This window comes from Bacillus sp. SIMBA_008 (assembly GCF_046535495.1).
In the GTDB taxonomy this organism is placed as follows: domain Bacteria; phylum Bacillota; class Bacilli; order Bacillales; family Bacillaceae; genus Bacillus; species Bacillus subtilis.
On record NZ_JAWRWL010000003.1, the window covers coordinates 415,488 to 442,485 of the forward strand.

23 protein-coding genes are annotated in these 26,998 nt (G+C 44.5%); 8 read left to right on the forward strand and 15 right to left on the reverse strand.

All coding sequences use genetic code 11. The features are described 5' to 3' along the window. Positions 1-3: 3 nt before the first annotated feature. From ppaX to hprK, 4 genes are read right to left on the reverse strand one after another with little or no spacing between them, the layout of a single operon-like run. Complete coding sequence (gene ppaX, locus SB658_RS12735; protein ID WP_014481021.1) at positions 4-654, reverse strand: pyrophosphatase PpaX; 651 nt, start codon at positions 652-654, stop codon at positions 4-6. Further along, positions 651-1,589: a nucleoside recognition domain-containing protein gene (locus tag SB658_RS12740; RefSeq protein ID WP_021480692.1), complete on the reverse strand. Its 939-nt coding sequence runs from the start codon at positions 1,587-1,589 to the stop codon at positions 651-653. Before SB658_RS12740 ends, ppaX begins: the two co-directional genes overlap by 4 nt. A gap of 23 nt (positions 1,590-1,612) precedes the next feature. Next, entirely contained in the window at positions 1,613-2,422 is an 810-nt protein-coding gene (lgt, locus tag SB658_RS12745; RefSeq protein ID WP_021480693.1) for a prolipoprotein diacylglyceryl transferase, read from the reverse strand. Positions 2,423-2,435: 13 nt separating this feature from the next. Further along, positions 2,436-3,368 (reverse strand): HPr(Ser) kinase/phosphatase, encoded by a 933-nt coding sequence (gene hprK, locus SB658_RS12750; protein WP_003228097.1) that lies wholly within the window; start codon positions 3,366-3,368, stop codon positions 2,436-2,438. A gap of 181 nt (positions 3,369-3,549) precedes the next feature. Between hprK and nagA the strand changes: the two genes are divergently transcribed. From nagA to nagR, 3 genes are read left to right on the forward strand one after another with little or no spacing between them, the layout of a single operon-like run. Next, entirely contained in the window at positions 3,550-4,740 is a 1,191-nt protein-coding gene (gene nagA, locus SB658_RS12755) for an N-acetylglucosamine-6-phosphate deacetylase (RefSeq protein WP_021480694.1), read from the forward strand. Next, the gene (gene nagB / locus SB658_RS12760) at positions 4,737-5,465 is read left to right on the forward strand and encodes a glucosamine-6-phosphate deaminase (protein WP_088467414.1); all 729 of its coding nucleotides are present in this window, start codon (positions 4,737-4,739) and stop codon (positions 5,463-5,465) included. Before nagA ends, nagB begins: the two co-directional genes overlap by 4 nt. Positions 5,466-5,482: 17 nt before the next feature. Then, positions 5,483-6,214 carry an N-acetylglucosamine utilization transcriptional regulator NagR gene (nagR, locus tag SB658_RS12765; protein WP_014478108.1) on the forward strand — a complete coding sequence of 244 codons (732 nt, stop codon included), beginning with the start codon at positions 5,483-5,485 and terminating at the stop codon, positions 6,212-6,214. Between the two features lie 19 nt (positions 6,215-6,233). Here the strand turns inward: nagR and SB658_RS12770 are convergent, their stop codons facing one another. Beyond that, a complete protein-coding gene (locus SB658_RS12770; protein ID WP_410601711.1) occupies positions 6,234-10,103 on the reverse strand; it encodes a lamin tail domain-containing metallophosphoesterase family protein in 3,870 nt (1,289 codons plus the stop codon). 164 nt (positions 10,104-10,267) lie between these two features. On the opposite strand from SB658_RS12770, the gene SB658_RS12775 reads away from it, so the two are divergent. After that, positions 10,268-10,741 carry a MarR family transcriptional regulator gene (locus SB658_RS12775; RefSeq protein ID WP_017695291.1) on the forward strand — a complete coding sequence of 158 codons (474 nt, stop codon included), beginning with the start codon at positions 10,268-10,270 and terminating at the stop codon, positions 10,739-10,741. A 40-nt stretch (positions 10,742-10,781) separates the two neighbouring features. On the opposite strand, the gene cypX is transcribed toward SB658_RS12775, so the two are convergent. Next, on the reverse strand, positions 10,782-11,999 hold the full coding sequence (gene cypX, locus SB658_RS12780) for a pulcherriminic acid synthase (protein ID WP_017695292.1): 1,218 nt from the start codon (positions 11,997-11,999) through the stop codon (positions 10,782-10,784). A gap of 15 nt (positions 12,000-12,014) precedes the next feature. Then, complete coding sequence (pchC, locus tag SB658_RS12785; RefSeq protein ID WP_003242712.1) at positions 12,015-12,761, reverse strand: cyclo(L-leucyl-L-leucyl) synthase; 747 nt, start codon at positions 12,759-12,761, stop codon at positions 12,015-12,017. A 425-nt stretch (positions 12,762-13,186) separates the two neighbouring features. On the opposite strand from pchC, the gene pchR reads away from it, so the two are divergent. Both pchR and SB658_RS12795 read left to right on the forward strand, forming a co-directional pair. Beyond that, positions 13,187-13,696: a pulcherriminic acid biosynthesis transcriptional regulator PchR gene (gene pchR, locus SB658_RS12790; protein ID WP_029318331.1), complete on the forward strand. Its 510-nt coding sequence runs from the start codon at positions 13,187-13,189 to the stop codon at positions 13,694-13,696. A gap of 20 nt (positions 13,697-13,716) precedes the next feature. Then, positions 13,717-14,928 (forward strand): MFS transporter, encoded by a 1,212-nt coding sequence (locus SB658_RS12795; RefSeq protein ID WP_003228068.1) that lies wholly within the window; start codon positions 13,717-13,719, stop codon positions 14,926-14,928. Positions 14,929-14,956: 28 nt separating this feature from the next. On the opposite strand, the gene SB658_RS12800 is transcribed toward SB658_RS12795, so the two are convergent. The 4 genes from SB658_RS12800 to yvlA are packed head-to-tail and all read right to left on the reverse strand — an operon-like array spanning position 14,957 to position 16,968. Next, positions 14,957-15,316, reverse strand: coding sequence for a phage holin family protein (locus SB658_RS12800; protein WP_003228066.1), 360 nt, complete (start codon positions 15,314-15,316; stop codon positions 14,957-14,959). Between the two features lies 1 nt (position 15,317). Continuing rightward, positions 15,318-15,515: a PspC domain-containing protein gene (locus SB658_RS12805; RefSeq protein WP_003228065.1), complete on the reverse strand. Its 198-nt coding sequence runs from the start codon at positions 15,513-15,515 to the stop codon at positions 15,318-15,320. A 4-nt stretch (positions 15,516-15,519) separates the two neighbouring features. Next, positions 15,520-16,617, reverse strand: coding sequence for a DUF4097 family beta strand repeat-containing protein (locus SB658_RS12810; RefSeq protein ID WP_014478112.1), 1,098 nt, complete (start codon positions 16,615-16,617; stop codon positions 15,520-15,522). A 24-nt stretch (positions 16,618-16,641) separates the two neighbouring features. Further along, positions 16,642-16,968: a protein YvlA gene (yvlA, locus tag SB658_RS12815; RefSeq protein ID WP_144500510.1), complete on the reverse strand. Its 327-nt coding sequence runs from the start codon at positions 16,966-16,968 to the stop codon at positions 16,642-16,644. Positions 16,969-17,185: 217 nt separating this feature from the next. On the opposite strand from yvlA, the gene SB658_RS12820 reads away from it, so the two are divergent. Continuing rightward, positions 17,186-17,416: a hypothetical protein gene (locus SB658_RS12820; RefSeq protein WP_003235419.1), complete on the forward strand. Its 231-nt coding sequence runs from the start codon at positions 17,186-17,188 to the stop codon at positions 17,414-17,416. Positions 17,417-17,614: 198 nt separating this feature from the next. Here the strand turns inward: SB658_RS12820 and hag are convergent, their stop codons facing one another. From hag to SB658_RS12840, 4 genes are all read right to left on the reverse strand, one after another. After that, entirely contained in the window at positions 17,615-18,436 is an 822-nt protein-coding gene (gene hag, locus SB658_RS12825) for a flagellin Hag (RefSeq protein ID WP_029318328.1), read from the reverse strand. A gap of 337 nt (positions 18,437-18,773) precedes the next feature. Then, positions 18,774-21,647 (reverse strand): excinuclease ABC subunit UvrA, encoded by a 2,874-nt coding sequence (uvrA, locus tag SB658_RS12830; protein WP_144458806.1) that lies wholly within the window; start codon positions 21,645-21,647, stop codon positions 18,774-18,776. A gap of 7 nt (positions 21,648-21,654) precedes the next feature. Beyond that, positions 21,655-23,640 carry an excinuclease ABC subunit UvrB gene (gene uvrB, locus SB658_RS12835; protein WP_003228054.1) on the reverse strand — a complete coding sequence of 662 codons (1,986 nt, stop codon included), beginning with the start codon at positions 23,638-23,640 and terminating at the stop codon, positions 21,655-21,657. 185 nt (positions 23,641-23,825) lie between these two features. Further along, a complete protein-coding gene (locus SB658_RS12840) occupies positions 23,826-24,056 on the reverse strand; it encodes a CsbA family protein (protein WP_003228053.1) in 231 nt (76 codons plus the stop codon). Positions 24,057-24,502: 446 nt separating this feature from the next. Between SB658_RS12840 and SB658_RS12845 the strand changes: the two genes are divergently transcribed. Further along, the gene (locus SB658_RS12845) at positions 24,503-26,998 is read left to right on the forward strand and encodes a PEP/pyruvate-binding domain-containing protein (protein ID WP_029725983.1); all 2,496 of its coding nucleotides are present in this window, start codon (positions 24,503-24,505) and stop codon (positions 26,996-26,998) included.

Below are 26,998 nucleotides of genomic sequence, written 5' to 3' on the forward strand. Positions count from 1 at the left end.
AGATTACTTCACTCCAACGATTTGTAATAGATCACTCATTTTCTCAAGCATAAAATCCGGCTCATGCTTCGCCAGCATTTCCGGCCCTTTAATCGTCCATGCGACTCCTGCCGTTTTTGTACCGGCATTTTTGCCTGCCAGCACATCGTGGTAATTATCTCCGACCATAATGGCTTCCTCGGGCTTGCTTCCTAACTGTTTCAGCGCTAACAGCACAGGCTCGGGATCAGGCTTTGCATTCGTCACATCATCAAGGGTGACAACTGTTTCAAAGAATTCGCCGATTCCCGTGAGCTTGAGGCCCATATTGACAGTATCTCTTAATTTTGTTGTCACAATTCCTAATGTAAAGCCGGCTTTTTTTAATGCATCCAGGGTCTCATATACCGTTTCATATTCAGTCACGAGTGAATCATGCATGTCATGATTGTACGCTCTGTACATGGCGATCATATCCTCGCATTTATCAGGGTCCATCGAAGAGAACGTTTCAAAAAGAGACGGCCCGATAAATGCAAGGACATCTTCTCGTTTATACTTGCTCGGATAATAATGCTCCAGTGTATGCAAAAAGGACGCGATGATTAATTCATTCGTATTAATAAGCGTTCCGTCTAAATCAAACAGAATCGTCGTTACTTGTTTGTCACTCATATTGCTTCCTTTCCAACCGCTGAGGGTTTCCACTTTTTCCATGTATGCGCAATAGCCATTGTCAGCAGAACTGCTGTGGTGACACGAATCAAAAGAAGCGGCCAGACCGGTATGCCGAGGGGAATAAAGACAAGTGTATCTTCCACGACCGCGTGGCAGGCAACGAGAAATATAAATGCCAATGTCATATCCCGCCTGCTCACGCCGTCATCCTCGACAGCTTTGATCATGACACCCGCTCCGTAGGCCAGACCAATCGTCAGTCCCGCCACCATTGTCATAGACGTATTTTTATTCATGCCAAGCAGCTGCGTAAACGGAGACAGCCACCTGGAGAACCGATGCAGCCAGCCTAAATCTCTTAAAAACTGGATGATGATCATCAGAGGTATGACAATTGCCGCCAGCTGCAAAACACCAAGTCCGGCTTTCGTTAAGGCTTCTGTCAGCATTGCCAGCCAGCTGTCTGGCGCTACGCTCTTCGCAGCGATAAAACCGTACTGCGCCGTTTCCTGTCCGCCATGCCAAATGAGGTTGATGACGATGGCTGACACAGCGGCTAAACCGATGCGCACGGCCAATATGACGCCAATTCTGATGCCAACCTTTGCGGCAACTGTCGATTCGATAATCAAGTTATGACAGAATGAAAGCATAACAGCTAAAATAAAGACTTCTTTCACAGATAAATCCAATGTTAAAATCCCGGCAATTCCCGCATACAGATTCAGCATATTTCCCAGTACAAGCGGAATGGCCGCTTCACCAGAAAGCCCGAAGAGACCCATTACCGGTGTGATCAGCCGTACAAGCCAATCCATGACAGGGGTATGCTGAAGCAAAGTGACCAATAGCGTTACCGGGAAAATCACTTTACCCAGCGTCCATGTTGTTTGAAAACCTGCTGCAAGACCGGCCAGAAAGATTTTCTTCATGCCTCATCCCCCTTTGTTGACGTCTACTCCGCGTACCGCTCCTTCGAGTATCCCTTGACGCGTCTGAAGATGATGGCTGCCACAGCCAAAACAATCAATACGATTGAAATCACCTGAGCGATGCGAAGTGAATCTGTCAGCATTAAGCTGTCAGTCCGCATTCCTTCAATAAAGTATCTTCCGATTGAATACCAAATGATATAGATCAAGAACATCTCGCCTCTACGCAAATTCGCTCTGCGAAGCAGCAGTAAAACAATGACGCCGACAAAACTCCATAGTGATTCATATAAAAAAGTAGGATGATAATATTGCCCATTGATATACATTTGATTGATAATAAATTCAGGCAGGTGCAGGTTTTCTAAAAAGGCTCTGCTGACAGCCTCGCCGTGCGCTTCCTGATTCATGAAGTTCCCCCAGCGGCCGATCGCCTGGCCGAGCAAAATGCTGGGCGCGGCAATGTCCGCAAGCTTCCAGAACGAAAGTTTTTTCACTCTCGAAAACACATAACCCGTTAAAATGGCGCCGATTAATCCGCCATGAATGGCAATGCCGCCCTTCCAAATCTTAATGATTTCTCCCGGATGTGCCGCATAATAGTCCCATTCAAAGGCAACGTAATAAATTCGCGCGCAAATAATCGCAATCGGAATGGCAAACAGGACAAGATCAATAAACGTATCTTTCTGCAGCCCCCGTTTTTCACTTTCCCTCATCGCAATCCACAGCCCGAGCAAAGCGCCGAGACCGATAATGATTCCGTACCAATGGACGGCTAACGGCCCCAGCTGAAATGCTATCGGATTGAGTGGTTCTATCGCTTCATTCATTTAACGCCAACTCCTATTCTTCTTGTTCACCGTCTTCAATGACGTCCGCCAGCTTGTTGGTGAATTGTTCAGCGGCATTCAGCCCCATCCGCTTCAATCTGAAGTTCATTGCTGCCACTTCGATGATGACTGCAAGATTTCGGCCTGGACGGACAGGAATCGTCAGTTTTGTAATTTCTGTATCAATGATTTTCATGGTCTCTTCCTCAAGTCCGAGCCGGTCGTATTGCTTGCCCTGCTCCCAGAGTTCAAGATTCATGACAATCGTGATTCGTTTATTGCTTCTGACCGCGCCAGCGCCAAATAGCGTCATCACGTTGATAATGCCAAGGCCCCTGATCTCAAGAAGGTGCTCAATTAATTCCGGAGCGTTTCCCACAAGAGTATCCTGATCCTCCTGCCGTATTTCAACGCAATCATCGGCAACAAGGCGATGCCCTCTTTTCACAAGCTCCAGCGCTGTTTCGCTTTTTCCGACGCCGCTCTTTCCTGTGATCAGCACGCCGACACCATATATATCGACAAGAACACCATGAATTGCTGTGGTAGGCGCCAGCCTGCTCTCAAGGAAGTTGGTTAAACGGCTTGACAGTCTTGTCGTTTTCAGCGGCGATCTGAGGACAGGCACCCCATTTTTCTCGGAGGCGTCAATCAGCTCCTGCGGGATGGGCATATCTCTAGAAAGAATAATAGCTGGTGTTACATCAGTGCACAGAGAATCCATTCGCTGTTTTTTCTCCTCTTCAGGAAGCTGTTCAAAGAAAGAAAGCTCTGTTTTTCCGAGAAGCTGCACGCGCTCTCTCGGGTAATATGTAAAATATCCGGCAATTTCAATGCCTGGTCTTGATAGGTCACTCATTGTAATCGGGCGGTTAATTCCTTCTTCTCCGCTGATTAATTCCAAATTGAACTGTTCCATTACGTCTTTTGTGCGAACCTTTGCCACGATATGTTCCTCCTGTTCCGGGCTGCCCCGAGCTTGCTCACAATACTTTCATTTTATCACTTTCAGGCTTGAACCTAAAACAGATTTTATAAAAGGCGGGAAAACACCTCAGCTGGTCTAGATCACTAGTCTGAAAAAGAGTAAAATAAAGGTATTCAAATTCCAGAAAGGCGGATCATCTATGGCAGAGAGTCTTCTTATCAAAGACATTGCGATCGTGACAGAAAATGAAGTAATCAAAAACGGCTATGTCGGAATCAATGACGGAAAAATCAGCACAGTCTCAACAGAACGGCCCAAGGAGTCATATTCAAAAGAAATTCAAGCACCTGCGAATTCCGTTTTGCTTCCCGGCATGATTGACATTCATATCCACGGCGGCTATGGCGCAGATACGATGGATGCAAGCTTTTCTGCGCTCGACATCATGTCGTCAAGACTTCCCGAAGAAGGCACGACGAGCTTTTTAGCCACAACAATTACCCAGGAACATGGGAACATTTCTCAAGCTTTGGTGAACGCAAGAGAGTGGAAAGCGGCTGAAGAGTCCTCTTTATTAGGTGCAGAACTGCTCGGCATTCATTTAGAGGGCCCCTTTGTTTCACCTAAAAGAGCCGGAGCGCAACCAAAAGAGTGGATTAGGCCTTCGGATGTTGCGCTTTTCAAAAAGTGGCAGCAGGAGGCGGGCGGACTGATCAAAATTGTTACACTTGCGCCGGAGGAGGATCAGCATTTTGAACTGATCCGCCATTTGAAAGAAGAATCGATTATCGCGTCCATGGGGCACACGGATGCCGATTCCGCAATGCTGTCGGATGCCGCAAAAGCAGGGGCGAGCCATATGACCCATCTGTACAACGCGATGAGCCCGTTTCATCACCGAGAACCCGGAGTGATCGGAACGGCGCTGGCCCATGATGGGTTTGTGACAGAGCTAATAGCCGATGGCATCCACTCCCATCCTTTAGCGGCTAAGCTTGCTTTTTTGGCGAAAGGCAGCAGCAAGCTCATTTTAATTACCGATTCCATGAGGGCAAAAGGACTGAAAGACGGCGTATATGAGTTCGGCGGCCAAAGTGTGACGGTAAGAGGACGAACAGCTCTTCTTTCAGACGGAACCCTTGCCGGTTCGATCCTCAAAATGAACGAGGGCGCACGGCATATGCGTGAGTTTACAAATTGCTCTTGGACGGATATAGCTAATATAACTTCTGCAAACGCGGCCAAACAGCTGGGCATCTTTGACCGAAAAGGCAGTGTGACTGTGGGAAAAGATGCAGATTTGGTGATTGTCAGCAGTGATTGCGAGGTGATTCTCACCATTTGCCGCGGAAACATTGCATTTATATCCAAGGAGGCTGACCAGATATGAAAGTAATAGAATGTCAAACGTATGAAGAGCTAAGCCAAAAAGCAGCCAGAATAACGGCAGATACAATCAAAGAAAAACCTGATGCCGTTCTCGGGTTAGCGACGGGCGGCACACCGGAAGGCACTTATCGCGAGCTGATCCGCCTGCACCAAACTGAGAATCTCTCATTTCAAAACGTCACTACAGTTAATTTGGATGAGTACGCCAGACTTTCAAGCAATGACCCGAACAGCTATCACTTCTATATGAATGACCGTTTATTTCAGCATATCGACAGCAAGCCTAGCCGGCATTTTATTCCGAATGGAAATGCAGACGATTTGGAAGCCGAATGCAGACGGTATGAACAGCTAGTCGAGTCCCTCGGCGGCACTGACATTCAGCTTCTCGGCATCGGCCGAAACGGACACATCGGCTTTAACGAACCGGGAACGTCTTTCAAGTCGCGAACTCATGTTGTGACATTAAATGAGCAAACCCGCCAAGCGAATGCCAGATATTTTCCTTCCATAGACAGCGTGCCGAAAAAAGCACTGACAATGGGAATTCGAACGATTCTCTCAAGCAAACGCATTCTGCTGCTTATTTCTGGGAAAAGCAAAGCAGAAGCTGTTCGTAAGCTGTTAGAAGGAAACATAAGCGAAGATTTTCCCGCATCTGCTTTGCACCTGCATTCCGATGTTACGGTTTTGATTGATCGTGAAGCCGCGTCATTAAGACCTTGAAAGGAACATGCTGACTTATGAATATCAATAAACAATCGCCTATTCCGATTTATTATCAGATTATGGAGCAATTAAAAACCCAAATTAAGAGCGGAGAGCTGCAGCCGGATATGCCTCTTCCTTCCGAGCGCGAATATGCCGAACAATTCGGGATCAGCCGGATGACAGTTCGCCAGGCGCTTTCTAATTTAGTTAATGAAGGCTTGCTCTATCGCCTGAAAGGGCGGGGCACCTTTGTCAGCAAGCCAAAAATGGAACAAGCACTTCAAGGGCTGACAAGCTTTACCGAGGATATGAAAAGCCGCGGGATGACACCGGGCAGCAGGCTCATTGATTATCAGCTTATTGATTCAACTGAGGAGCTCGCGGCTATATTAGGCTGCGGGCACCCCTCCTCTATCCATAAAATCACTCGGGTGCGGCTGGCAAATGATATTCCAATGGCGATTGAGTCCTCACATATTCCGTTTGAGCTTGCGGGTGAATTGAACGAATCGCATTTTCAGTCGTCGATCTATGATCATATTGAAAGGTATAACAGCATACCGATTTCCCGTGCAAAACAGGAGCTTGAGCCAAGCGCTGCCACCACGGAAGAAGCGAACATTCTTGGTATTCAAAAGGGAGCGCCAGTCCTATTAATTAAACGAACAACATATCTGCAGAACGGAACTGCTTTTGAGCATGCAAAATCCGTATACAGAGGCGACCGTTATACATTTGTCCACTATATGGATCGTCTTTCATAAAAAAAGCCTCCAACCCTTTTTAAGGATTGGAGACATGGCGAAAATCAAACTGGTCTGGTGCCGGACGATATGTTTCTTTTTTCGTCTTGAACTTCCAGATCGGTGATTTCGTTTTGCCGTTAAAACTGTCTTCCACTATAATGTACCAATAATAAACAGACTGCGGTTCAAGATGATCCCAGCGGAATTCAGCTGTATCCCCGCTCTTCACTTGCTCCCGTTTTCCAAGCTCTTCATTGGTATATACGTTACATTCAAAATAATCGGTTTCCACCTTTTTGATTCTTGGCTTCAAATCAAGCGAAAGGGAAAATTCATCCTTGTTGCCATAGGTATCCGTATCATAGTAATTCTTATCCTTTACATACGGAGAATACGTCGATACGTGCACCATGTCATTGGCCTGGTCAAATTGAAGCAAACGCAAATACCCTTGACCGCCTTCTGGCCCGCCCTGATAATCGGCCAGCATTTGATGCACAAGACGATCCGGTTTCCCATCACCATCATCATCCAGCTCATCTGTTTTTCTCATCGCACTATGATAATGCCCGCTCAATACCATCACGACATTCGGGTTCGGCTTTACGATTTCTTTGAATATTTTCTCTCCGATCGGGCTTCTGTTTCCGCTGACCAGCAAATACTCATGAAAAGCTAAAATGGCCATCCGGTCAGGGTGTTTCTTCAGCACCTGATTCATCCACGCGATGTCTTCATCCGTAATGCCCCATCCCATGTACAGCATGATATAATCATTGCCGTTGCTAGAAATCAGGTCATAATGTCCGCGGTTATTTTTATAGGAACCGCCATAATGCAATTTTTTATCAAAACGATCGCTGCCAAAATATTTGCCAAACGCCCTGTAGGAGCCGTCCTTATGTCCGACATCGTGATTGCCGGCCAGCACGCCGTAAGGAATTCCGCTCTTATCCAGAACGGACATTGACCGATCAGCGTTTTTCCACTGTCTGATATCGGCGGAATCATCTACAATATCACCCGTGTGGAACACATATTTGATATTGAGCTGCTTTTGATTATCTTTTATCCATTCGGTCTGTTTATCAAAAATATGCGGATAGCTTTCGGCGTAATACTGTGTATCAGACATCCAGACAAATGTGTACATATCCTTCGCAGGAGGAATTTCATCCTGTACAATCACATTCATTTTCGACTCCCGTACAAAATCGGCGGCAATCACAGACGCTTTCAGCGTAAACGGTTTGTCATCCTTCGCTACGAAGCTGTCAACAGGCTGCCATTCGTTTGTCCGATAATTCCAAGCATACATCGTCACCTTTCTCCCCGGCAAAGAACTGCCCTTCCAGACCGCTTCTGCCAGATCATTCTCATCAATTGATGGATCAACCGTCACTTCAAAGCGATGATAAGGGAAAAGCTCTTTGTTTTCTGTCGATACTGTTTTTCCATCAGCAGCTGATACCCGCTCCAATTCTTTATTCGTAAATGGGGTCTCCCTTTCCGGCACAAAGCTTTTCGGCGGTTCAGTCAGTGACGCGTGCTTAAATATTTTCACATGATTGCGCGCTGTATATTGAAATCCCCTATAAAAACCAACATCCATGGCATCATTCGTCGGATCTTTCACCCGTACAGAAATCTTGGCCTTATGCGTGTCGGCTTCGCTGTCTATAACCTCCGGCTGGTCCGGATGCTCTCGTTCGGTTTTAAATATCCTCTCAATCACTGTTTTATTGCCCGCGAGATCCGTTGCTGTCACTTTTAGAGAATGTTTTCCCGGCAAAAGGTCAGAAGATGACGTATGATATGGGAGTGTAATGCTTTCTCCATCTAACGACGCCTCCGCTTCCTCAATTCTGCTCCATTTATCATACATATCCGCCTGCAGGATAAGGTTTCCTTTATACGTTTGCCCCTCGGTGATATTCGGCTCAATGTGAGGTCCTGAATTATCTACCCGTACAACCAGGCTGACATTTTCCTTGCCGTCGCTTGCTTGAATATGGTGAGCGCCTTCAGAAAGCTTTGATGTATCCCACTCCAGCAGCTGTGATGTAAATAGTCCGTCAGGCAGATTGAACTGAAATTGCCAGCTTTTATTTGAGCGCTGATTATCGCCAATAAAGAGTTCCTTCTCAGGGGACACCCTCTGATCCCTGATCACCGTTCCATCTGATAACACCAATCGGGCGTTTTTGACTAAGAAGTCATCACGGTTTTCAGCAGTATCAAACGGAGACACCTTCGAACCTGAACGTATCGTAATACGCTGCAGCTGCTTCCCTTTCCGAAGCAGTGTCTCTGGCAATGGAACAGAATAGGTGCGGTATTTATTTGTTGTATCATCGAACACCTTCAGCACTTTGCCTTCCATCGTTACCGCGTTTTTAAAATAAAGGTTCGTTTTCCTCGTATCGAATGCAAAATATACTTCTTTTTCCATCGCGGGCTCTGTCACTTGTTTTCTCCCGTCAATCCATAGCTTAATGCGGTCAGCTCGCCCTTCTGTCGTGGCTTTGAGAAATTGAGTTCCCGACAGCGTGTCTCTGTTTTCAATATTCAACCGCAGACCGTGCGCCTTGCTTGTTTGTTTAATATCAATCATTTTGACCGGCGTTCTCGCTTCATTGATCCCGTCCCCGGCCGCCACATAATACTCTAGTTGATCCTTCCCGATCAATTCAGGCGAATACACAATATAATGGTAGAGATTATCGTTACGGTCTTTTTCAGCAAGAATTCGCTTAAACGGTTTGTTCTCATCCGTCCGGTAGTAAAAGGCAGCTGTTTTCACTAGACTTCGGTCCCGTATGTCAGCCCGCAGCTCAATGCTTTCAGCAGGGCGGACAGGCTTGCGGTCAGTCAAATCCTCAATAACCGGCTTTTCTTTATCGAGCTTGATTTTCCGTTTCTGGTCGGGCACCTGTGCCTGTAATACGGTTCCGGGAGACGGATTCTTTTCCCCGATTGAAATGTTCAGAAGTTCTGCTGTTCCGTTCAGTGGATACTTATAAAGCACTGATGACAGCCGGCGCAGCGCATGTTTCCGATAATGCGCAACCGAAATGTCCTTTCCTGTATTCGTTGATATCACAACGGCCCGCGGCCTCGTATTGGCCATACCCTCTGTCTCGTCTATCACCGCAAGATTTTTTCCTTCTTTTAGTTGTGTCTGATAATAACGATTGAAATCCGCTGACGTCAATTCTGGATGCCCGGCAGGCTTCAGCCAGACGACAAACGTTTCGCCGGATGGTATCAAGATCCTTTCATCAGGTCTCCAAATCAGATCGGAGTCATGCCCTTCTTTTGGGTAGCGGTAACGGATATGGTAGTCTTTAAAATCAATCGTTCTGTCAGTCGTATTAAAAATCTCAATAAATTCATAACCGTCTGCGCGTCCTATATTCTTCGTATCAACCGCCAGCTCTGTGATCAGAAGCTCCGGAATATGGGCAAGGTCAGCCTGGTATCCTTCAAGCTTCAGTTTCTTCGTCTCCGACTCAACCCGCTGCTTCCCATTCGACATCACAATGTAATACTCAAGCTCGCTGTTCCAAATCAAACGTTTCGGAATTTGTGCCAAAAACTTGCGGACCGCTCCGGGGGTCGGGTCCATCGGCACCATTTTGTAGCCCAGCTCATTACTTTGTTTATAAAAAAGAAAGGCGGAAAATGCTTGATACGAATTATCGCGAACTTGAGCCTCAATCATTAGATTGCTTCTCATTTCAGCTTTCACATCAATTTGAGGAGGATTTTCAAGCAAGGGTATGTAATGAGGCGTTTGAAATAGTTCCTGCTGTACAACAGGAAAAGCTTTCGATTCATGATGGCCGCCAGACAAAACGGAAAGAAAAGACAGTAATATAGAAGCAATAACCGTGTATTTCCTCATCAAAGCACCTCCCTTTTCATGTATTTTGCGTCTGAACAGGGAAGCTTATGAGTTCATTTTTGTGCATAAAGAACAAAAAAACGTCTGTCTCTTGAAAATTCCACTATTACCCAGTAAACTAAGGATAGTTAACCAGTTAACAATTAAATCAGAGAGGCAAATTGATGGACAACAGCATTCATGATGAATTATTTCAAGCTATACAACAATTCGCATTAAAAAGGGATAAACGCGTCTGGCAAAAGGTGCAGATACCATCCATTGGCATATCCTCACAACATCACGATCACCTCAAAAAAGACTGGACTTTGACCCAGCTTCACATTGTTTCCTGCATACATACCAGCCAAAATGTGAACAACAGCTTCTTAGCATCCCGTTTACACATCTCAAAAGCCGCTGTTTCAAAAGCGGTTCATGCTTTGTTGAAACACAATATCATTACAGTGACAAAAAAGCCTGGCAACAAAAAAGAAATTTTTTATACGCTAACTGATAGCGGCAGAAAATTGGCGGCATTACATGAACAGCTTCATGAGAAAGCAAAGGAGCAATATAAACAGCTTTTTAATGAATTTTCAATTGATGATTTAAAAACAGTGACTGCGTTTTTAAACTTGTGGATCAAATATATGTAAAAAGAGTCTCACCCGCATGGGAGAGACCTTTGGAATTCTATTATGCCCCGTCAAACGCAACGAGAAGTGAAACAGGTCCGCGTGTATACAGACCGGACTCAGCATAACAAAAATCTTCCTCTAATCTGATATTCCGCATCTTATCCAGCACAATATTAGCTACAATTTCGATTTCGTTTTTGGCAAAAGCTGCTCCTACACAGTTATGAATGCCGGATCCGAAAGCGAGATGCCGGGCGGCGCCGCTAAAAGCGCTCTTGATACCAAGATCTTCCCGATGAATATTAAACACGTCAGGCTGTTCAAATGCTTCAGGGTCCCGGTTAGCCGCACCGATCATACAAAAAACAATCGTATCTTTTTTGATTTCCATACCGCCGACCACTGTATCTTGGGACAGCTGCCGCGGAATCAGCTGAACCGGCGGTTTATAACGCAATGTCTCCGCAATGGCTCTCGGAACTAACGAACGGTCAGCCAAAACATCATTCATCTGCTCAGGATTGTTGAGCAAATGGTAGATCATCAGTGCCAGCGTCTTATCAGCCGGTTCCGTTGCGGCTAACAGCACATTAAGAATCAGTGCGAGTATATCCTTGTCCGACAGCGCCATGCCTTCATATTCAGAAGTACATAGGATCGAAATTAAATCTGATCCCGGATTGACGCGACGTTCTTTAATGACCGGCATCAAGTATTGGGAAAGCTGTTCGCTGCACCATAACGAATGTGCCCGCGCTTCAGGAGATTGAGAGATACTCGTGATAAAATCGGCAACTCCGCTGTGCCACTCAGAGATTTTTTCATGGTCTCTTTTATCCAGCCCGAGCATGTCCATCGTGACGCACACCGCGAATGTCTTTCCAAAATCATTGACGAGATCAATTTTCCCTCTTTCAAGATAAGGCGCTAACAAGTTTTCTGCATTTTGTTTAATCAATGGAGACAGATGATCCAGTGCGTCACCGATAAAGCTTCTCACTACAATTCTTCTTTTGGCAGAGTGTTCTTTTCCATGCATTTGGGCCAGCACAGGGCCTCGCATGACTGGTTCGGCACGCTCAACAAGTGATTTCGTCGTGAAGATATCCGGATGCTGAAGGATATAGCGGACATCATGATAGCGGCTGATAAAATAACTGTCTATCGACTCTTCATAATGAACCGGATCTTCCTCCCGCAGTTGTGAAAAATAAGCATATGGATTGTTTTGAAATTGATCAGAAAGCACACTAAACAATTTAATCGATTGGCTCATGTTTTACTCCCCCTATCATCCTTCAGATGTGATCCGTTTCTCAGAAAGCATCTGCGCCATTTCCTGTACAATGAGATACCCTTGATTCGGCCGCATACAAATAGAAAATTCATGGTTACTGATCTTCTCACCCAGCTTCCACGGACGATGATAAGCAAGGAGTGTCTCTTCCACCTCTAAAATATCCGGAGCTCCGATAAAAAACGGCAGCTCAGCTATGACATATTCCACAGCCAAATTCAGCATATCCTCACTGACTTCTTCCATCATCAAACTGACGCCCCGCGCACGCCCGATTATCGCTTCACGAGACATGTCCAAACAAGCATGTCGAAAATGAGGCTGCTCAAAAAATGCATGTTCAACTTCTTGTCTCAACAGCTGGTAGGCTTTGTTATCAATAAAATCAGAAAATGTATGAATCGCCTTCGGATCCCCGCCATGAGCCACAAGGGCTCTTTCTGCAAATCTCCTGTTTCGTGATACCTCTTTCCTTACTTTTCGTTCAGCCTTTCCTCTCGGAGTTCCAAGCGCTTCTAGAAGATTAGCCGCCTCATGCCCTGCAAGTAAAACTGAAACGCTTTTAAATTGAGCTTTCGCCCATCCAATTAATCTGTAAATATAATCCTCTGAAAACCTGCTGTTAAATGGGCTGATCCCCACCAAAACATGCCTGCGCCGTTCAAATATTTCTCTGCAGTTTTCTGTTAATGCCTCAGCAATAAAATGCACAGACCTTCTTTCCGTTACCATTCCGGTCATCTCATTCACCCCTAAAACTTATCCCGCTTTAAGTCATCACCCTCAAATACAAGATGGAATAGCTAAAACAACTGAACAAGACGAATGGCAGGCAGCACTTAAAGTTTCCAAATGTTTTTTAAAATTTTAATAACTATTTCCATTTCACATATCATGATAAATGTTTACTAGTAAACATTAGTCATTTTATCCCTTTTCCTTCCAAACGTCAATATGATCTGTGCCCAAATATTTGAAAATAAATGTAAACATCACATTTTCCACACACTTTTTACACGCATATTCAGCATGACATATCAACAAATAGTCTAAACACCAACAATTGACAACGAAAACAAGAAAAGATAAAATGAAATTGTTCACCAGTAAACGATTTGTTTTATTGTTTCATCGTAAACTATTATTCCTAAGAAAGAAGGTAGCCTATGTCTGATTTGACAAAACAGATGATATACGACATATACGTGAGACTGCTGCACCTTAATGAACAAAAAGCGAATACTTCACTTCAGCAATTTTTTAAGGAAGCCGCAGAAGAGGATGTGATTGATATCCCTAAAAACATGACAAGCATACATGTCATTGACTGTATCGGCCAACATGAACCCATTAATAATGCCGGAATTGCCAGAAAAATGAACTTATCGAAAGCGAATGTAACGAAAATCAGCACAAAACTGATCAAGGAAGAATTCATTAACAGCTATCAGCTGACAGATAACAAAAAAGAAGTTTATTTTAAATTAACCCGTAAAGGCAGACGGATTTTCGACTTACATGAGAAACTGCATAAAAAAAAGGAGCTGGCTTTTTACCAATTCCTCGATTCATTTTCACAAGAAGAACAAAAGGCTGTATTGAAGTTTCTAGAGCAGTTGACGTCAACACTTGAAGCAGAACAAACCGATGGGACTCCAGACAAACCTGTAAAGTAAACAAAAAGGCGGTGTACACTTTGGCTCATACAAAATCAAAGGCAGTATTGATCTTATACACTGTTTGCTTCAGTGCATTTTTTGCATCTTTAAGCCAGAACATTTATTCACCTATTCTTCCGATCATTAAAGAATCATTCCATGTTTCCACAGCTATGGTGAACCTGTCAGTCTCAGTTTTTATGATTGTGACAGCAATAATGCAAATTATATTAGGAGCGATCATTGATTTTAAAGGCGCTCGGATCGTCTTGATTACCGGTATTCTGGCAACGGCAGCAGCCAGCATCGGCTGTGCGGTGACTACTGACTTTACCTTGTTTCTGATATTCAGAATGATACAGGCAGCCGGTTCCGCAGCACTGCCTCTTATTGCTGCCACAACGATCGGACAGCTGTTTACAGGAAATGAACGCGGGAGTGCAATGGGAACGTATCAAATGCTCCTGTCTGTCGCACCGGCTATTGCTCCAGTTCTAGGAGGATTCATAGGCGGAGCAGCCGGATACGAAGGGATTTTTTGGATACTTGCGGCCATCTCTATCGTTTTGCTGGTGACAAACAGCATCACCTTTCCTAAAGATTCTCCAACTGAATCTATGCAGCAAGCCAAAGGCAATGTGTTCGCTCATTATAAATCAATATTTACAAATCGAACAGGGAACGTCATTTTGACTTTAAGTTTTGTTCTCTTTTTCATTTATTTTGCAGTAATTGTCTACCTCCCAATATTGCTGACAGAGCATTACCATATAGATGTGGGTATAGCAGGACTGTTATATTTGCCGCTGGCGCTGAGCACGATTGCAGGTACGTTTCTGTTTAAAAGAATACAGGCAAAAATCGGGCTGCACACCTTGTTTATCGGAAGCAATGTGATTGCCGCCTGCAGCATCATTTTATTTGCTGTTACACATTCCGTTTCTCTCGTTCTCATGGCTCTGACGCTGGCACTGTTTGGCATCTCGATGGGGGTTATTCCTCCCTTGTACTCTACAATGATTACTAATGAATTTGAGCACAACAGAGGGAGTGCAATCGGAATGTTTAACTTTATCCGATATACAGGCATGGCAGCAGGTCCGATGGTATCTGCCTACTTGCTCACAATGATGCCGTCTGCCATGTCCTTTAGCCTCCTAGGCCTTGGATTTGCCGCATTGAGCTTTTGCCTTCTTCCGCCAATGTTTTCGCCGCAGAAGCGCACGAAACAAAAAAAGCACCACATGTAAAAAAGCTGCCTTTGCGGGCAGCTTTTTTTTATTTTTTTCTAAGCGGCTCTAAAATGCCTTTTTGAATCAGCAAATGGAAGACCGACAGGATAACGGATGCCCATATCGCTGTGCCGAAGCCGTCGATTTGAAAGCTGTCACCCATAATGGACGCGGTCATCATAAGCGTGATGGCGTTAATCACAAACAAGAAGAGTCCAAGCGTCACCATCGTGACTGGCAGTGTAAAGATAATCAAAAGCGGTTTAATCAGCACGTTTAAGATCGATAAAATGAGGCTGGCGATAATCGCTGCCCCGATGCTGCTGATATGGATGGAGTCAATATATCCATCAATGACGATTAATAACAATGCATTGACTAAAATGCTGACTGCCCATTTTACCATGTCATTTCATATCCCTTTCTGACGGGACGATAAAAATCCAAATGATATAAATGAGCAAAACCGGCAAGACACTTGTCATAATGGCTAAGATGACAGTTATGACTCTGAGGAGTGATGCGTCCCAATTGAAATATTCCGCGAGACCTCCGATAACACCGGCGATTTTCTTATTTTTTTCTGAGCGATAAAGCTTATTCATTCGATCACCTCTGTGAGTACTTTAGTTTGATGGCGCCTGTTAGTGATTCTGAGAAGACGGTGATGTTTTGATCATGTGCCTGATTTGAAGTGAACATCATTTCTTTTTGAATGGTATCATTTTTTTCCTTCAGCATCTCAACATCCATTAATTCATGGGACAGCGAACCAAGATTGCTTTTCAGCTCTGCCTTCACTGCGAGATCGTCCGGAATCGCAAGCTCCACACTTCCAGTCGTTGTTTTTGCATAAATGGAGCGGCAGTCTGATTCTGTTACGTTAATCGCAATATTTCCGTTAAAGCTTTGAACGTCAATGGATTCGCTTTTCCCTCGGAGATCGATCAATCCGTTAATGGTTTCCGCTTCTATCGTTCCGCAGCTGTGGCTGGCGAGCTTAATTTGCCCGTTGGCCGTTTCAGCTATGGCTTTTTCGGCTGTTAAGTGCGAGAACGACAGCACGCCGTTTGTCGTTTTCGCTGAGAACTCTTTTACATGTAAATGTTCCCCTCTGACCGGACCGTTAAACAGCTTCACCCGAATCTTATCATACTCCTTCTGAGGAATATACAAAGTGACATTCGTTTTCATCGTCTTTTTCTCAGTACGGATAAAAAACTTATTTCCTTTGATTTCACATTCAATATGCTGAAGAAATGCGTGTCTCGCCGCATCCTGGCTGTCAGCGCGATATACCTTCGCCTGGCATTCCGCTCTGATATCGTCATCTTCCCAAGGGACGATATTCACGCTGCCGTTGGCAATTTGCAGCTCAACACTGGAAAAGTCAGTATCTTTAAATTGAAAAATGTGCTGAACATCATACGCATGGCCAAAGTTTAAATCAAGGTCAACTTCCTTGACCTTTTTCACAGCAGAATCAATCCAGTCAAACAGCTTGGCTCCTAAAGACGGTTTGCCGCTTTCTTTTTTTGCCGTTGTAAATGGCTCTTCCTCGTCATGAACGTGAACTGAGAGCGCTGTGATTTTCTCTTCTTTTTCCTTGTAGTCGCTGTCAAGCTTTTCAATCAGTGTCAAAGCTTCTTGTGCTGTAAGCTTTCCTTCCTCAACAAGCTTAAGGATTCGTTCCTTTTCTTGCTTCATTACGATCTCCTCCCCATTGTCTACTTATGCTGCACGCAGGACCTTAATGCCCTGAATCACATTCCAAATGATAATGCCAATGACAACTAAGAAATAAATAACCGCTCCCCCGATGATTACAAATACAGGAAGCAAGCTGTCTCCATCAATCGCAAAGGCTCCGCCAAGTAAAGCAATAAAAAGGAACAGCCAGCCGACAAACGGAACAATGTGAGAAATAAGAGAGCGTATCGCATGGCGTTTTGTTTCTTTCTCATTTACAACAAAATAAGCGACAATCGGCACAATGATTGGCGCAATAAACACACTGAAATAACAAAGTGATGCAATAATAGCTTGATTACGGTTCAATTCATTCCACACTCCTATTGTGAATTGTCCATGACAAAAGATCAGGGACGTTTTACTTATTTATACGTTTAAAATCTCTTCAGGTTTCAAATTCATTCTTTAGACATGCTCCGATTTACGGAAATTGGATTTTAAAAAGTTTTAGAAGTAGAATCTTCCGGCTATACCGATTACAATATGTAAAAAGCTTACGGCAACCAAGGAGGCTGGACAAGCAATGGAGAAAGATCCCAGTGACTATACAGTAACACAAGAATCAGTGTTAAAGCTGATTCATGAACAAAAAAGAATGAATCGTGAAATGATCGCCGAGCTTGAGCAGATTCACGGACCCTTCCCGATCTCTCACGATATCCAATATATAAAAGTGCTGCTCGACAGCAGCAACACGCACATTGTTCAAGATTTAATGAGTGTAAGTAAGCAGCTGTATAAGAAGACTTTGTAATTGCGGAAAACATATCATTCATTATAACTGAAACAAAGTTAAAGGTTAGATGACAATATCTTGCCTTTTTTGTTTTGAAAAAACAAGTGATTCCCTGGCTGTCACAAAATGATTGTAACAAAAAAAGCCTGCCGGCACATCCAGTTAATGGACTCTGTCGGCAAGCTGTAACTATCAGAAAGAGATAGCCGTTCAAAATTAACGTAACAATTGAAGCACGTTTTGCGGCTGTTGGTTTGCTTGAGCAAGCATCGCTTGAGAAGCTTGAGAAAGAATGTTGTTCTTTGTGAAATCGCTCATTTCTTTCGCCATATCAACGTCACGGATGCGAGACTCAGCAGCTGTTAAGTTTTCAGAAGAAGCACCAAGGTTGTTGATTGTGTGCTCTAGACGGTTTTGTACCGCACCAAGTTTAGCACGTTGGTTTGAAACACTTGTAATTGCACTATCGATTTTAACAATCTCAGTGTCAAAACTAAAGTCATCTGCTGAAACATCGATACCTTTTACTCCTAAAGTTGTTGCATCCATGTTACCAATTGTAACATTAATATTTTGGCCAGCATTTGCACCAATTTGGAATGTAAATCCTGCTGTTTCACTACCGTCTAAAAGTTTTTTTCCGTTAAATTCAGTACGTTGAGAAATTCCATCGATCTCTTCAGTTAAAGCATCCATTTCATCTTTAATTGCAGTTAAATCTTCAGTTTGCTGTGTACCTGTGTTTCCTGCTTGAACAGTAAGTTCACGCATACGTTGAAGGATTGCATGGGTTTCAGTCAATGCACCCTCAGCTGTTTGGATAAGAGAAATTCCGTCTTGAGAGTTTTTAGAAGCCATTTCAAGACCTCTGATTTGTCCTCTCATTTTTTCAGAAATCGCAAGACCCGCTGCGTCATCTCCCGCACGGTTGATGCGAAGACCTGAAGAAAGTTTCTCCATGTTTTTTGAGCTCGCACTGTTGTTTGAAGACAAACGGTTTAGTGTGTTAAGCGCTGCAATATTGTGGTTGATTCTCATGTGAAAAATACCTCCATGTGTATATGTTTTTGAAATCAAAGACTTCCTTTTCTTTGATTTCTGGCGTATCAGATTCCAATAAAGCTTCTAACCTATGTAGATTCAGTTATTGCTTAAGGATGCCTTTAAGCCCCTTAATAGGGTTTGTCTGCTTAATTTGGAAATCATCATCCGCCTTTCAATTCATATATCGACAGCAATTTGTAAATGTTTAGGCGTTTTCCCAAAGAAATTATACCAAAGACGAATCTAAACCTATTATGCCGTAAAGAAAAAGCTTGCCTGCTAAGCCCAAAGATGGACTTGCTGACAAGCTGTCCCCTCTTAACAGAGGGTTTTAAGATGTAGCTGTTTCTTTCGCTTTTAAGAGCGATTTCATGCGTGTTTTGTCACGTTCGATAACAGGCTTCAAATAACGGCCTGTATACGATTCTTCCACTTCAGTGATTTCCTCTGGCGTTCCTGACGCGACAATGGTTCCGCCCCCGGCTCCGCCTTCCGGGCCCAAATCCACAATGTAATCGGCTGTCTTAATGATATCAAGGTTGTGCTCAATAACCAGTACAGTGTCTCCGTTGTCTACCAACCGTTGCAGCACGACAAGAAGCCTGGCGATATCGTCGACATGCAAACCTGTCGTCGGCTCGTCTAAAATGTAGAGCGTGCGTCCGGTCGAGCGTTTGTGCAGCTCTGATGCGAGCTTCACGCGCTGCGCTTCTCCGCCTGACAAGGTCGTCGCCGGCTGGCCGAGCGTAATATAACCTAAACCAACATCATAAAGGGTTTGGAGCTTGCGTTTGATTTTCGGGATATTTTCAAAGAAAGAAAGAGCATCTTCAACCGTCATATCAAGCACATCAGAGATGCTTTTTCCTTTGTACGTCACTTCAAGCGTTTCACGGTTATAGCGTTTGCCGTGACACACCTCGCATGGAACGTATACGTCAGGAAGGAAGTGCATTTCAATTTTAATAATCCCGTCGCCGCGGCAGGCTTCACATCGTCCGCCCTTCACGTTGAAGCTGAAACGGCCTTTTTTATAGCCGCGGACCTTCGCTTCATTTGTCTGCGCGAATACATCACGAATGTCATCAAATACACCGGTGTATGTCGCAGGGTTGGATCTCGGCGTTCTTCCGATTGGCGCCTGGTCAATGTCAATGACTTTATCTAAATGATCCAAACCTTTAATCTCTTTATGGCTGCCGGGCTTCGCTTTCGCTTTATGAAGCTTTTGCGCCAGCGCCTTATGCAAAATTTCATTAACGAGTGTACTCTTTCCTGAACCGGAAACACCTGTAACTGCTGTAAACGTCCCAAGCGGGAACTTGGCATTCACTTTTTTCAGGTTGTTTTCTGATGCACCTTTAATTTCAATGTAACGTCCGTCCGGCTTTCTTCTTTCAGGAGGCAATGGGATAAACTTTTTCCCTGATAAATAGCTGCCCGTTAATGAGTTTGGATCTTCCATCACTTCTTCCGGCGTACCCGCAGATATCACCTGTCCGCCGTGAATGCCGGCTCCCGGTCCAATATCTATTAAATAATCTGCTGCCATCATCGTGTCCTCATCATGTTCGACAACAATCAGCGTGTTCCCGAGGTCTCTCATATTTTTCAGAGCGCTGATCAAGCGGTCGTTATCACGCTGATGCAGACCGATAGACGGCTCATCTAAAATATAAAGCACACCGGATAAACGCGAGCCAATTTGAGTCGCCAGCCTGATGCGCTGCGCCTCTCCTCCGGACAATGTACCCGCTGCCCTGCTCAATGTCAGGTAATCGAGGCCGACTTTGTCCAGAAAGCTTAAGCGCTCCACAATTTCGCGCAAAATCAAATTGGCGATCTGCATATCCTTCTCAGAAAGGGTAAGATCTTTAAAGAAGGCAAGTGCGTCGGCGACAGACAGCTCGGTAATTTTCCCAATGTGGCGGCCGTCAATCAGTACGGCAAGCGCCTCTTTCTTTAACCGATAGCCTTTGCACGTCGGACAAGACTTCTGAGACATATACTGCTCCATTTGCTCACGTATGAAATCGGAGCCTGTCTCCTTATAGCGTCTTTCAATGTTGCGCAATACGCCTTCAAATTGAATTTCACCTTCGCGGATTTGTCCAAAATCATTTTCATATCGGAAATAAATCAGGTCATCTCCGCTGCCGTACAGCACTTTATCCAGTTGATGCTTCGGCAAATCTTTGACCGGCACATCCATATCAATCCCGTAGTGGGTGCAGACTGCCTCAAGCAGCTGAGGATAATATTGTGAGCTGATCGGTGTCCAAGGGGCGACCGCATTCTCCTTTAATGACAAATCTTGATTGGGGATGACAAGATCAGCATCCACTTCAAGCTTCATTCCGAGACCGTCACACGTCGGACACGCCCCGAACGGACTGTTAAACGAAAACAGACGCGGCTCAAGCTCACCAATTGAAAATCCGCAGTGCGGACAGGCATGATGCTCGCTGAACATCAGCTCTTCCTCACCGATGACATCGATCATAACCCGTCCTTCACTTAAACGGAGCGCCGTTTCCAATGAATCTGACAGCCGGGCTGCCACGCCTTCTTTCACGACAATCCGGTCAATGACTACCTCAATGGAATGCTTCTTGTTCTTTTCTAATTCGATATCGTCGGAAAGCTCAGCCATCTCGCCGTCAATTCTGACTCTGACATAGCCTTGTTTTCTAATCTGTTCAAGCACTTTGACATGAGCGCCTTTTCGGCCCGAGACAATCGGCGCCAGCACCTGAAGCTTCGTCCGTTCCGGGTATTCCAGAATTCTGTCCACCATTTGCTCGATGGTCTGGGATGTAATCTCAATTCCGTGCTCCGGACAATGAGGCTTCCCTACTCTCGCATATAAAAGACGCAGATAATCATAAATCTCAGTTACCGTACCGACAGTAGACCTCGGATTGCGGCTTGTTGTTTTCTGATCAATGCTGATGGCGGGAGAGAGCCCCTCAATTGCATCCACATCAGGCTTATCCATTTGCCCTAAAAACTGGCGGGCATAAGCAGACAGCGACTCAACATACCGTCTCTGTCCTTCAGCATATATCGTGTCAAAGGCAAGGGAGGATTTACCTGATCCGGACAAACCCGTGACAACGACAAGCTGATCTCTCGGAATCGTTACATCAATATTTTTCAGGTTATGCGCCCTGGCTCCCTTCACCTCTATCCGATCCATAGCCATTTGTTCATCATCCTTCCGCTTTTAGCTCTAAAAGTAAATCGCGAAGCTCCGCGGCTCTTTCAAAGTCAAGCGCCTTGGCGGCTTCCTTCATTTCATGCTCCATCTGTTCAACGACTTTCTGGCGTTCTTTCTTCGTCATTTTCGACAGCTTCGGCGCGGCTTTTGTTTTGTATTCCGCTTTATCCTCAGCTGCTACTGTGGCACGAATGACATCGCGAATTTCTTTATTTATCGTTTTCGGCGTAATGCCGTGCTCTTCATTAAACCGCTCCTGCTGCTCGCGGCGGCGTTTTGTTTCATTAATCGCAATTTCCATAGACTTCGTTATTTTATCGGCGTACATAATGACGCGGCCTTCCGCATTTCTCGCTGCCCGTCCGATGGTCTGGATCAGCGACCGCTCCGAACGAAGGAAACCTTCCTTATCCGCATCCAAAATCGCAACAAGGGATACTTCGGGAATGTCCAAACCTTCCCTCAGCAGGTTGATGCCGACAAGCACATCGTACTTGCCAAGGCGCAGGTCGCGGATAATTTCAATCCGTTCAAGCGTCTTGATCTCAGAATGCAGATAGTTTACTTTAATGCCGATTTCCTTTAAATAATCGGTCAGATCCTCTGACATCTTCTTCGTCAAAGTTGTCACAAGCACCCGTTCATTCCGCTCGATTCTAGCTTGAATTTCGCCGATCAAGTCGTCAATCTGACCTTCGATTGGACGGACGTCAATAAGCGGGTCAAGAAGCCCCGTCGGACGAATGATCTGTTCGACCATTTCATCTGTATGTTCAATCTCGTACGGCCCTGGTGTTGCTGATACATACACGATATTGTGCATATGCTTTTCAAATTCCTCAAAACGAAGCGGACGGTTATCAAGCGCTGATGGAAGCCGGAAGCCGTGATCCACGAGCACCTGTTTCCGCGCCTGGTCTCCGTTAAACATGCCGCGCACCTGAGGAATTGTCACATGCGACTCATCCACCACGATCATAAAATCGTCTGGGAAATAATCAAGAAGCGTATACGGCGTTGAACCTGGAGGCCGCAGCGTCAAATGTCTTGAATAGTTCTCGATGCCGGAGCAGAAACCCATTTCACGCATCATTTCAAGATCATATCTTGTCCGCTGCTCTAAACGCTGCGCTTCAAGGAGCTTTCCGTTTTCATGCATGACCTTCAGCTGCTCCTCAAGCTCCTTCTCGATATTTTGAATCGCCTTCTCCATTTTCTCGGCTCGCGTTACGAAGTGGGATGCCGGGAAAATCGCAACATGATCTCGGTCGCCGAGAATTTCTCCTGTCAGCGCATCCACTTCCCGAATCCGTTCGATTTCGTCACCGAAAAATTCAACTCTGATACAATGCTCATCACGGGATGCCGGAAAGATTTCCACTACATCCCCGCGCACACGAAATGTACCGCGCTGAAAGTCGATATCGTTGCGGGCATATTGGATGTCTACAAGTTTTCTGAGCAGCTCGTTGCGCTCAATTTCCATTTCAGTCCGCAGTGACACGACCATTTCCCGGTATTCCTCAGGCGAACCGAGGCCGTATATACAAGACACACTCGCAATAATAATGACATCTCTGCGCTCAAACAAAGCTGATGTGGCGGAGTGTCTCAGTTTATCAATTTCATCATTAATACTAGCGTCTTTCTCTATAAATGTATCCGTTTGAGGCACATACGCCTCCGGCTGATAATAATCATAGTAGCTGACAAAATACTCGACAGCATTGTTCGGAAAAAATTCCTTGAACTCACTGTAAAGCTGTCCAGCAAGGGTTTTGTTATGGGCAATCACGAGAGTCGGCTTATTGACTTCTTTAATCAAATTAGACACCGTAAATGTTTTCCCAGTTCCTGTCGCACCCAGCAGAGTCTGATGCTTCTTGCCCTCCTGAATTCCTTTTACAAGCTTTTCAATGGCTTTCGGCTGATCTCCCTGGGGCTGATATTTCGAGACTAACTCAAAGCGATCTTTCACAAAAATAAGCCTCCGTTTCTTTAACGAAATCTTCCTATAGATATAGTAACACAATGGAAAGCAAAATCACTAAAAATACGAACTAAAGTTCGGTGGTTTTTTATTTCCAGCTGTTTTTGTGTATAAAAAACCTGCTTTTAAATCGTAAAAGCAGGTATTCAGTCTTTATATTCATTATGTCCAATTTATTCTTCTTTTTTCTCTGCAGCTTTTTTGGCCATATACAGTCCGCCAGCCACAAGAGACACAACATCCAATCCTACAATAAAATACGTTTCTGTATAGCCTTTTAAATAAGAGGCAAACAGCAATGCAGCTGTTAAAGCGATCGCCACATAATGATTAAAGGTGACTCTAGTAAATAGAACAACAAGCATAAAAGGGAAAAACAATGCAAAAACGGCTTTTGTAATCAACAAAAACCCTCCTCAGGGATTCTTCATCTGATCTGATTATAGTAAAAAATGAAGAATCGGACAATCGTGCATTCGCTCCCTCTACTACACCATACCCCTTTTCAGCCAAAATCAATCACCATATTTGCATTTTGGTGCCGGTCAAAACTTATTCCATGGTGCCGCTGTTCTAATCAGCGGCACTTTTTTTATTACATCATCAAGTCCGCCGCCAGATTCCGAGAATAAAAGAAAATAGGCATACAGTACCAGTACGGCCGCATTTTTCATGATAATCTAACTAACTTAACTATTCATTTTATTTAGGACTTTCTGCGTTTGACAGCATTTTCCTGAAAACCTACAATTGAATGATAGTGTTTACTATCATTTTTTAAAACACAGGCTCCGCAATAAAAAGACTAGAGAGAAAAACAAAATGAATGAAGAAAAGAGGGGTTTCAAATATGTATTCTGTTTTATTTCGCCAGGCAGAAGAGTCCAGCCAGCTGGCTGGAGCAAAAGGAATGAATTTGATTAAATTGACCAAACACGGTCTTCCTGTTCCGGACGGGTTTATTATTCAAACGAATGCGCTCGCACGTTTTATGGAGGACAACCAGCTTCAAGAGACTAGTGAAAACGTCGAAGGCGGGATCATTTCCGGAACATTTTCGGATGAGCTGAAAGATGAGCTGACTAGTTCCTTTTATAAGCTTAGAGAATCATATCGATCCGTAGCCGTGCGTTCTTCGTCTGCTTCGGAAGATTTAGAAGGCGCCTCATTCGCGGGTCAATATGAAACCTACTTAAATATCAAAACAGAGGAAGAGTTTCTGGCTAAAGTGAAAGAATGCTGGGCCTCATTTTTTTCTGTGCGGGTCAGCAGCTATAAGAAAAAAATGAACAATCAAATCGCAGAGCCGTTAATGGGAATAGTCGTTCAGGGGCTGATCGATTCAGAAATGTCAGGTGTTATCTTCAGCCGCAACCCTGTTACCCATGATGATAGAGAGCTTTTAATCAGCGCCAGCTACGGGTTGGGTGAAGCTGTTGTTTCAGGAAGTGTTACCCCAGACACGTTCATTGTTAATAAATCTTCGTTTGAGATTCAGAAAGAAATAGGTGCAAAGGAAATCTACATGGAGTCTGCGGCAGAAGGAATTGCTGAAAAAGAAACGAGTGAAGACATGCGCAGCCGTTTTTGCCTTACAGATGAACAAGTGATTGAATTGGCTGAAATCACAAAAAAAACCGAAGACCTGTACGGATATCCTGTTGATATAGAATTTGGAATTGCTGATCATCAAATATACCTTCTGCAAGCTCGCCCGATTACAACCATTGATCAGGACAAAAAAGCGGCAGAAGAAAAACGCAGCTTCATGATTACCGACACTGATATGAATGATTTCTGGCTTAACATGGAGTCTAATATTGAAGGTCCGGTGAGTCCGTTATTTTCATCCTTCATCGTGCCGGCGTTGGAATATGGCTTGAAGAAGAGCATGCAAAAGTTTCCGATTGGTGTAGTTGTTGATGAAGTAAAACTTTATCGCGGACATATTTATTCCAAAAACCAAGGCGGACAGCAGCCTCCTTCTGAAGACTGTGGCAAAGAGCTTTTCCCGATTTTATCGGAGCATATGTATGACATCATCAATCACACATACCTCCCTTTTTACCGGACACTGGACCAGCTCGCACAAACTGAGCATACCGCAGAAAGCGCACTGGATGCTTTTCAAAAACTAAAGGCCTTTTATCTCACGGCTTATGAAGAGCACTTCAATATCGTTTTCCCGCAAATCCTTTTAACAAACAAACTGCAAGCGATGTATCAGAACATTCAAGGAGAGTCCGAAAACGCTCATTTTTACGAGATGCTGACAGGAAAAATGAACAAATCACTGGAAACGGACCGTTGCTTATGGCTATTTTCTGTGGAAGTTCAGGAGAACCCGAACCTTCTGACCATTTTTGAAAACAACAAGCCTGAACAGCTCCAGGAGAAATTAGAACAAACAGATGAGGGAAGACACTTCCTGAAAAACGTCCATGAATTCTTGCAAGAATACGGATGGAGATCTGTTAAAAGTCATGATCTGATTGAACAAATCTGGGTGGAAAATCCGTATTTCTCTCTGGCCAATATTCAAAATTATGTCCGTAATGGCTATCATTTTGACAATGAATTTCAGAAAACGAAAGAAAAACGAGAGAAATTATACAATGAATTCTTGGAAAACATAGAAGATCCCGGTTTGCGCACCGAATTTGACCGCTATTATCAATGGACACTGAACTCTGCAAATATAAAAGATGATCACCACTTTTATATTGACGCCATGCTGGATGCCAAGGCGAGAATCTTTCTGCTGAAGATAGGTGAATTGCTGGCGGAAAACGGTGTCATTCAAGATCGTGAGGACCTTTGGTTCTTATATGACGACGAAGTGGAACAAGCGCTTCTTCACCCTGTATCCCTGCAAGAAAAGGCTGAAAAACGCAGACAGATTTTTCATGAGTATGAGCTGGCCCAAGCCCCTGCCTACCTCGGCACCCCGACAAAAGAACAGCTCAAAGCAGCTGAAGAAATTGTCGGCGCTGTGATAGAGGATGAAAAAAACACAGAGAATCATATTTTTGGCATTGCGGCATCAAGCGGCATTGCGACAGGTCCGGTGAAAATCATTCGGGACGCCAATGAATTTTCTCAATTCGCGCCTGGGGACGTACTCGTTTGCAAGATGACCACACCGCTATGGACCAGCCTGTTTCAAGACGCCAAAGCGATTATTACAGACACAGGCGGCATTTTGTCTCACGCTGCGATTATTGCCCGTGAATACGGCATTCCAGCCGTTCTCGGCACACGCACGGCAACCGAAAGACTGCGAGACGGTGACATCATCACTGTTGACGGAAGCAGCGGCAAAATCACAGTTGTCAGCCGGTCCTGA

Excerpts from the sequence above, each read along its gene's own strand:
- pchC (WP_003242712.1), bottom strand. The coding sequence starts at position 12,761 with ATGACCGGAATGGTAACGGAAAGAAGGTCTGTGCATTTTATTGCTGAG.
- nagR (WP_014478108.1), top strand. The coding sequence starts at position 5,483 with ATGAATATCAATAAACAATCGCCTATTCCGATTTATTATCAGATTATG.
- hag (WP_029318328.1), bottom strand. The coding sequence starts at position 18,436 with ATGAGAATCAACCACAATATTGCAGCGCTTAACACACTAAACCGTTTG.
- nagB (WP_088467414.1), top strand. The coding sequence starts at position 4,737 with ATGAAAGTAATAGAATGTCAAACGTATGAAGAGCTAAGCCAAAAAGCA.
- SB658_RS12805 (WP_003228065.1), bottom strand. The coding sequence starts at position 15,515 with ATGAATAAGCTTTATCGCTCAGAAAAAAATAAGAAAATCGCCGGTGTT.
- pchR (WP_029318331.1), top strand. The coding sequence starts at position 13,187 with ATGTCTGATTTGACAAAACAGATGATATACGACATATACGTGAGACTG.
- lgt (WP_021480693.1), bottom strand. The coding sequence starts at position 2,422 with ATGAATGAAGCGATAGAACCACTCAATCCGATAGCATTTCAGCTGGGG.
- ppaX (WP_014481021.1), bottom strand. The coding sequence starts at position 654 with ATGAGTGACAAACAAGTAACGACGATTCTGTTTGATTTAGACGGAACG.
- SB658_RS12845 (WP_029725983.1), top strand. The coding sequence starts at position 24,503 with ATGTATTCTGTTTTATTTCGCCAGGCAGAAGAGTCCAGCCAGCTGGCT.
- SB658_RS12740 (WP_021480692.1), bottom strand. The coding sequence starts at position 1,589 with ATGAAGAAAATCTTTCTGGCCGGTCTTGCAGCAGGTTTTCAAACAACA.
- SB658_RS12770 (WP_410601711.1), bottom strand. The coding sequence starts at position 10,103 with ATGAGGAAATACACGGTTATTGCTTCTATATTACTGTCTTTTCTTTCC.
- cypX (WP_017695292.1), bottom strand. The coding sequence starts at position 11,999 with ATGAGCCAATCGATTAAATTGTTTAGTGTGCTTTCTGATCAATTTCAA.
- SB658_RS12775 (WP_017695291.1), top strand. The coding sequence starts at position 10,268 with ATGGACAACAGCATTCATGATGAATTATTTCAAGCTATACAACAATTC.
- uvrA (WP_144458806.1), bottom strand. The coding sequence starts at position 21,647 with ATGGCTATGGATCGGATAGAGGTGAAGGGAGCCAGGGCGCATAACCTG.
- SB658_RS12820 (WP_003235419.1), top strand. The coding sequence starts at position 17,186 with ATGGAGAAAGATCCCAGTGACTATACAGTAACACAAGAATCAGTGTTA.
- nagA (WP_021480694.1), top strand. The coding sequence starts at position 3,550 with ATGGCAGAGAGTCTTCTTATCAAAGACATTGCGATCGTGACAGAAAAT.
- SB658_RS12800 (WP_003228066.1), bottom strand. The coding sequence starts at position 15,316 with ATGGTAAAATGGGCAGTCAGCATTTTAGTCAATGCATTGTTATTAATC.
- SB658_RS12810 (WP_014478112.1), bottom strand. The coding sequence starts at position 16,617 with ATGAAGCAAGAAAAGGAACGAATCCTTAAGCTTGTTGAGGAAGGAAAG.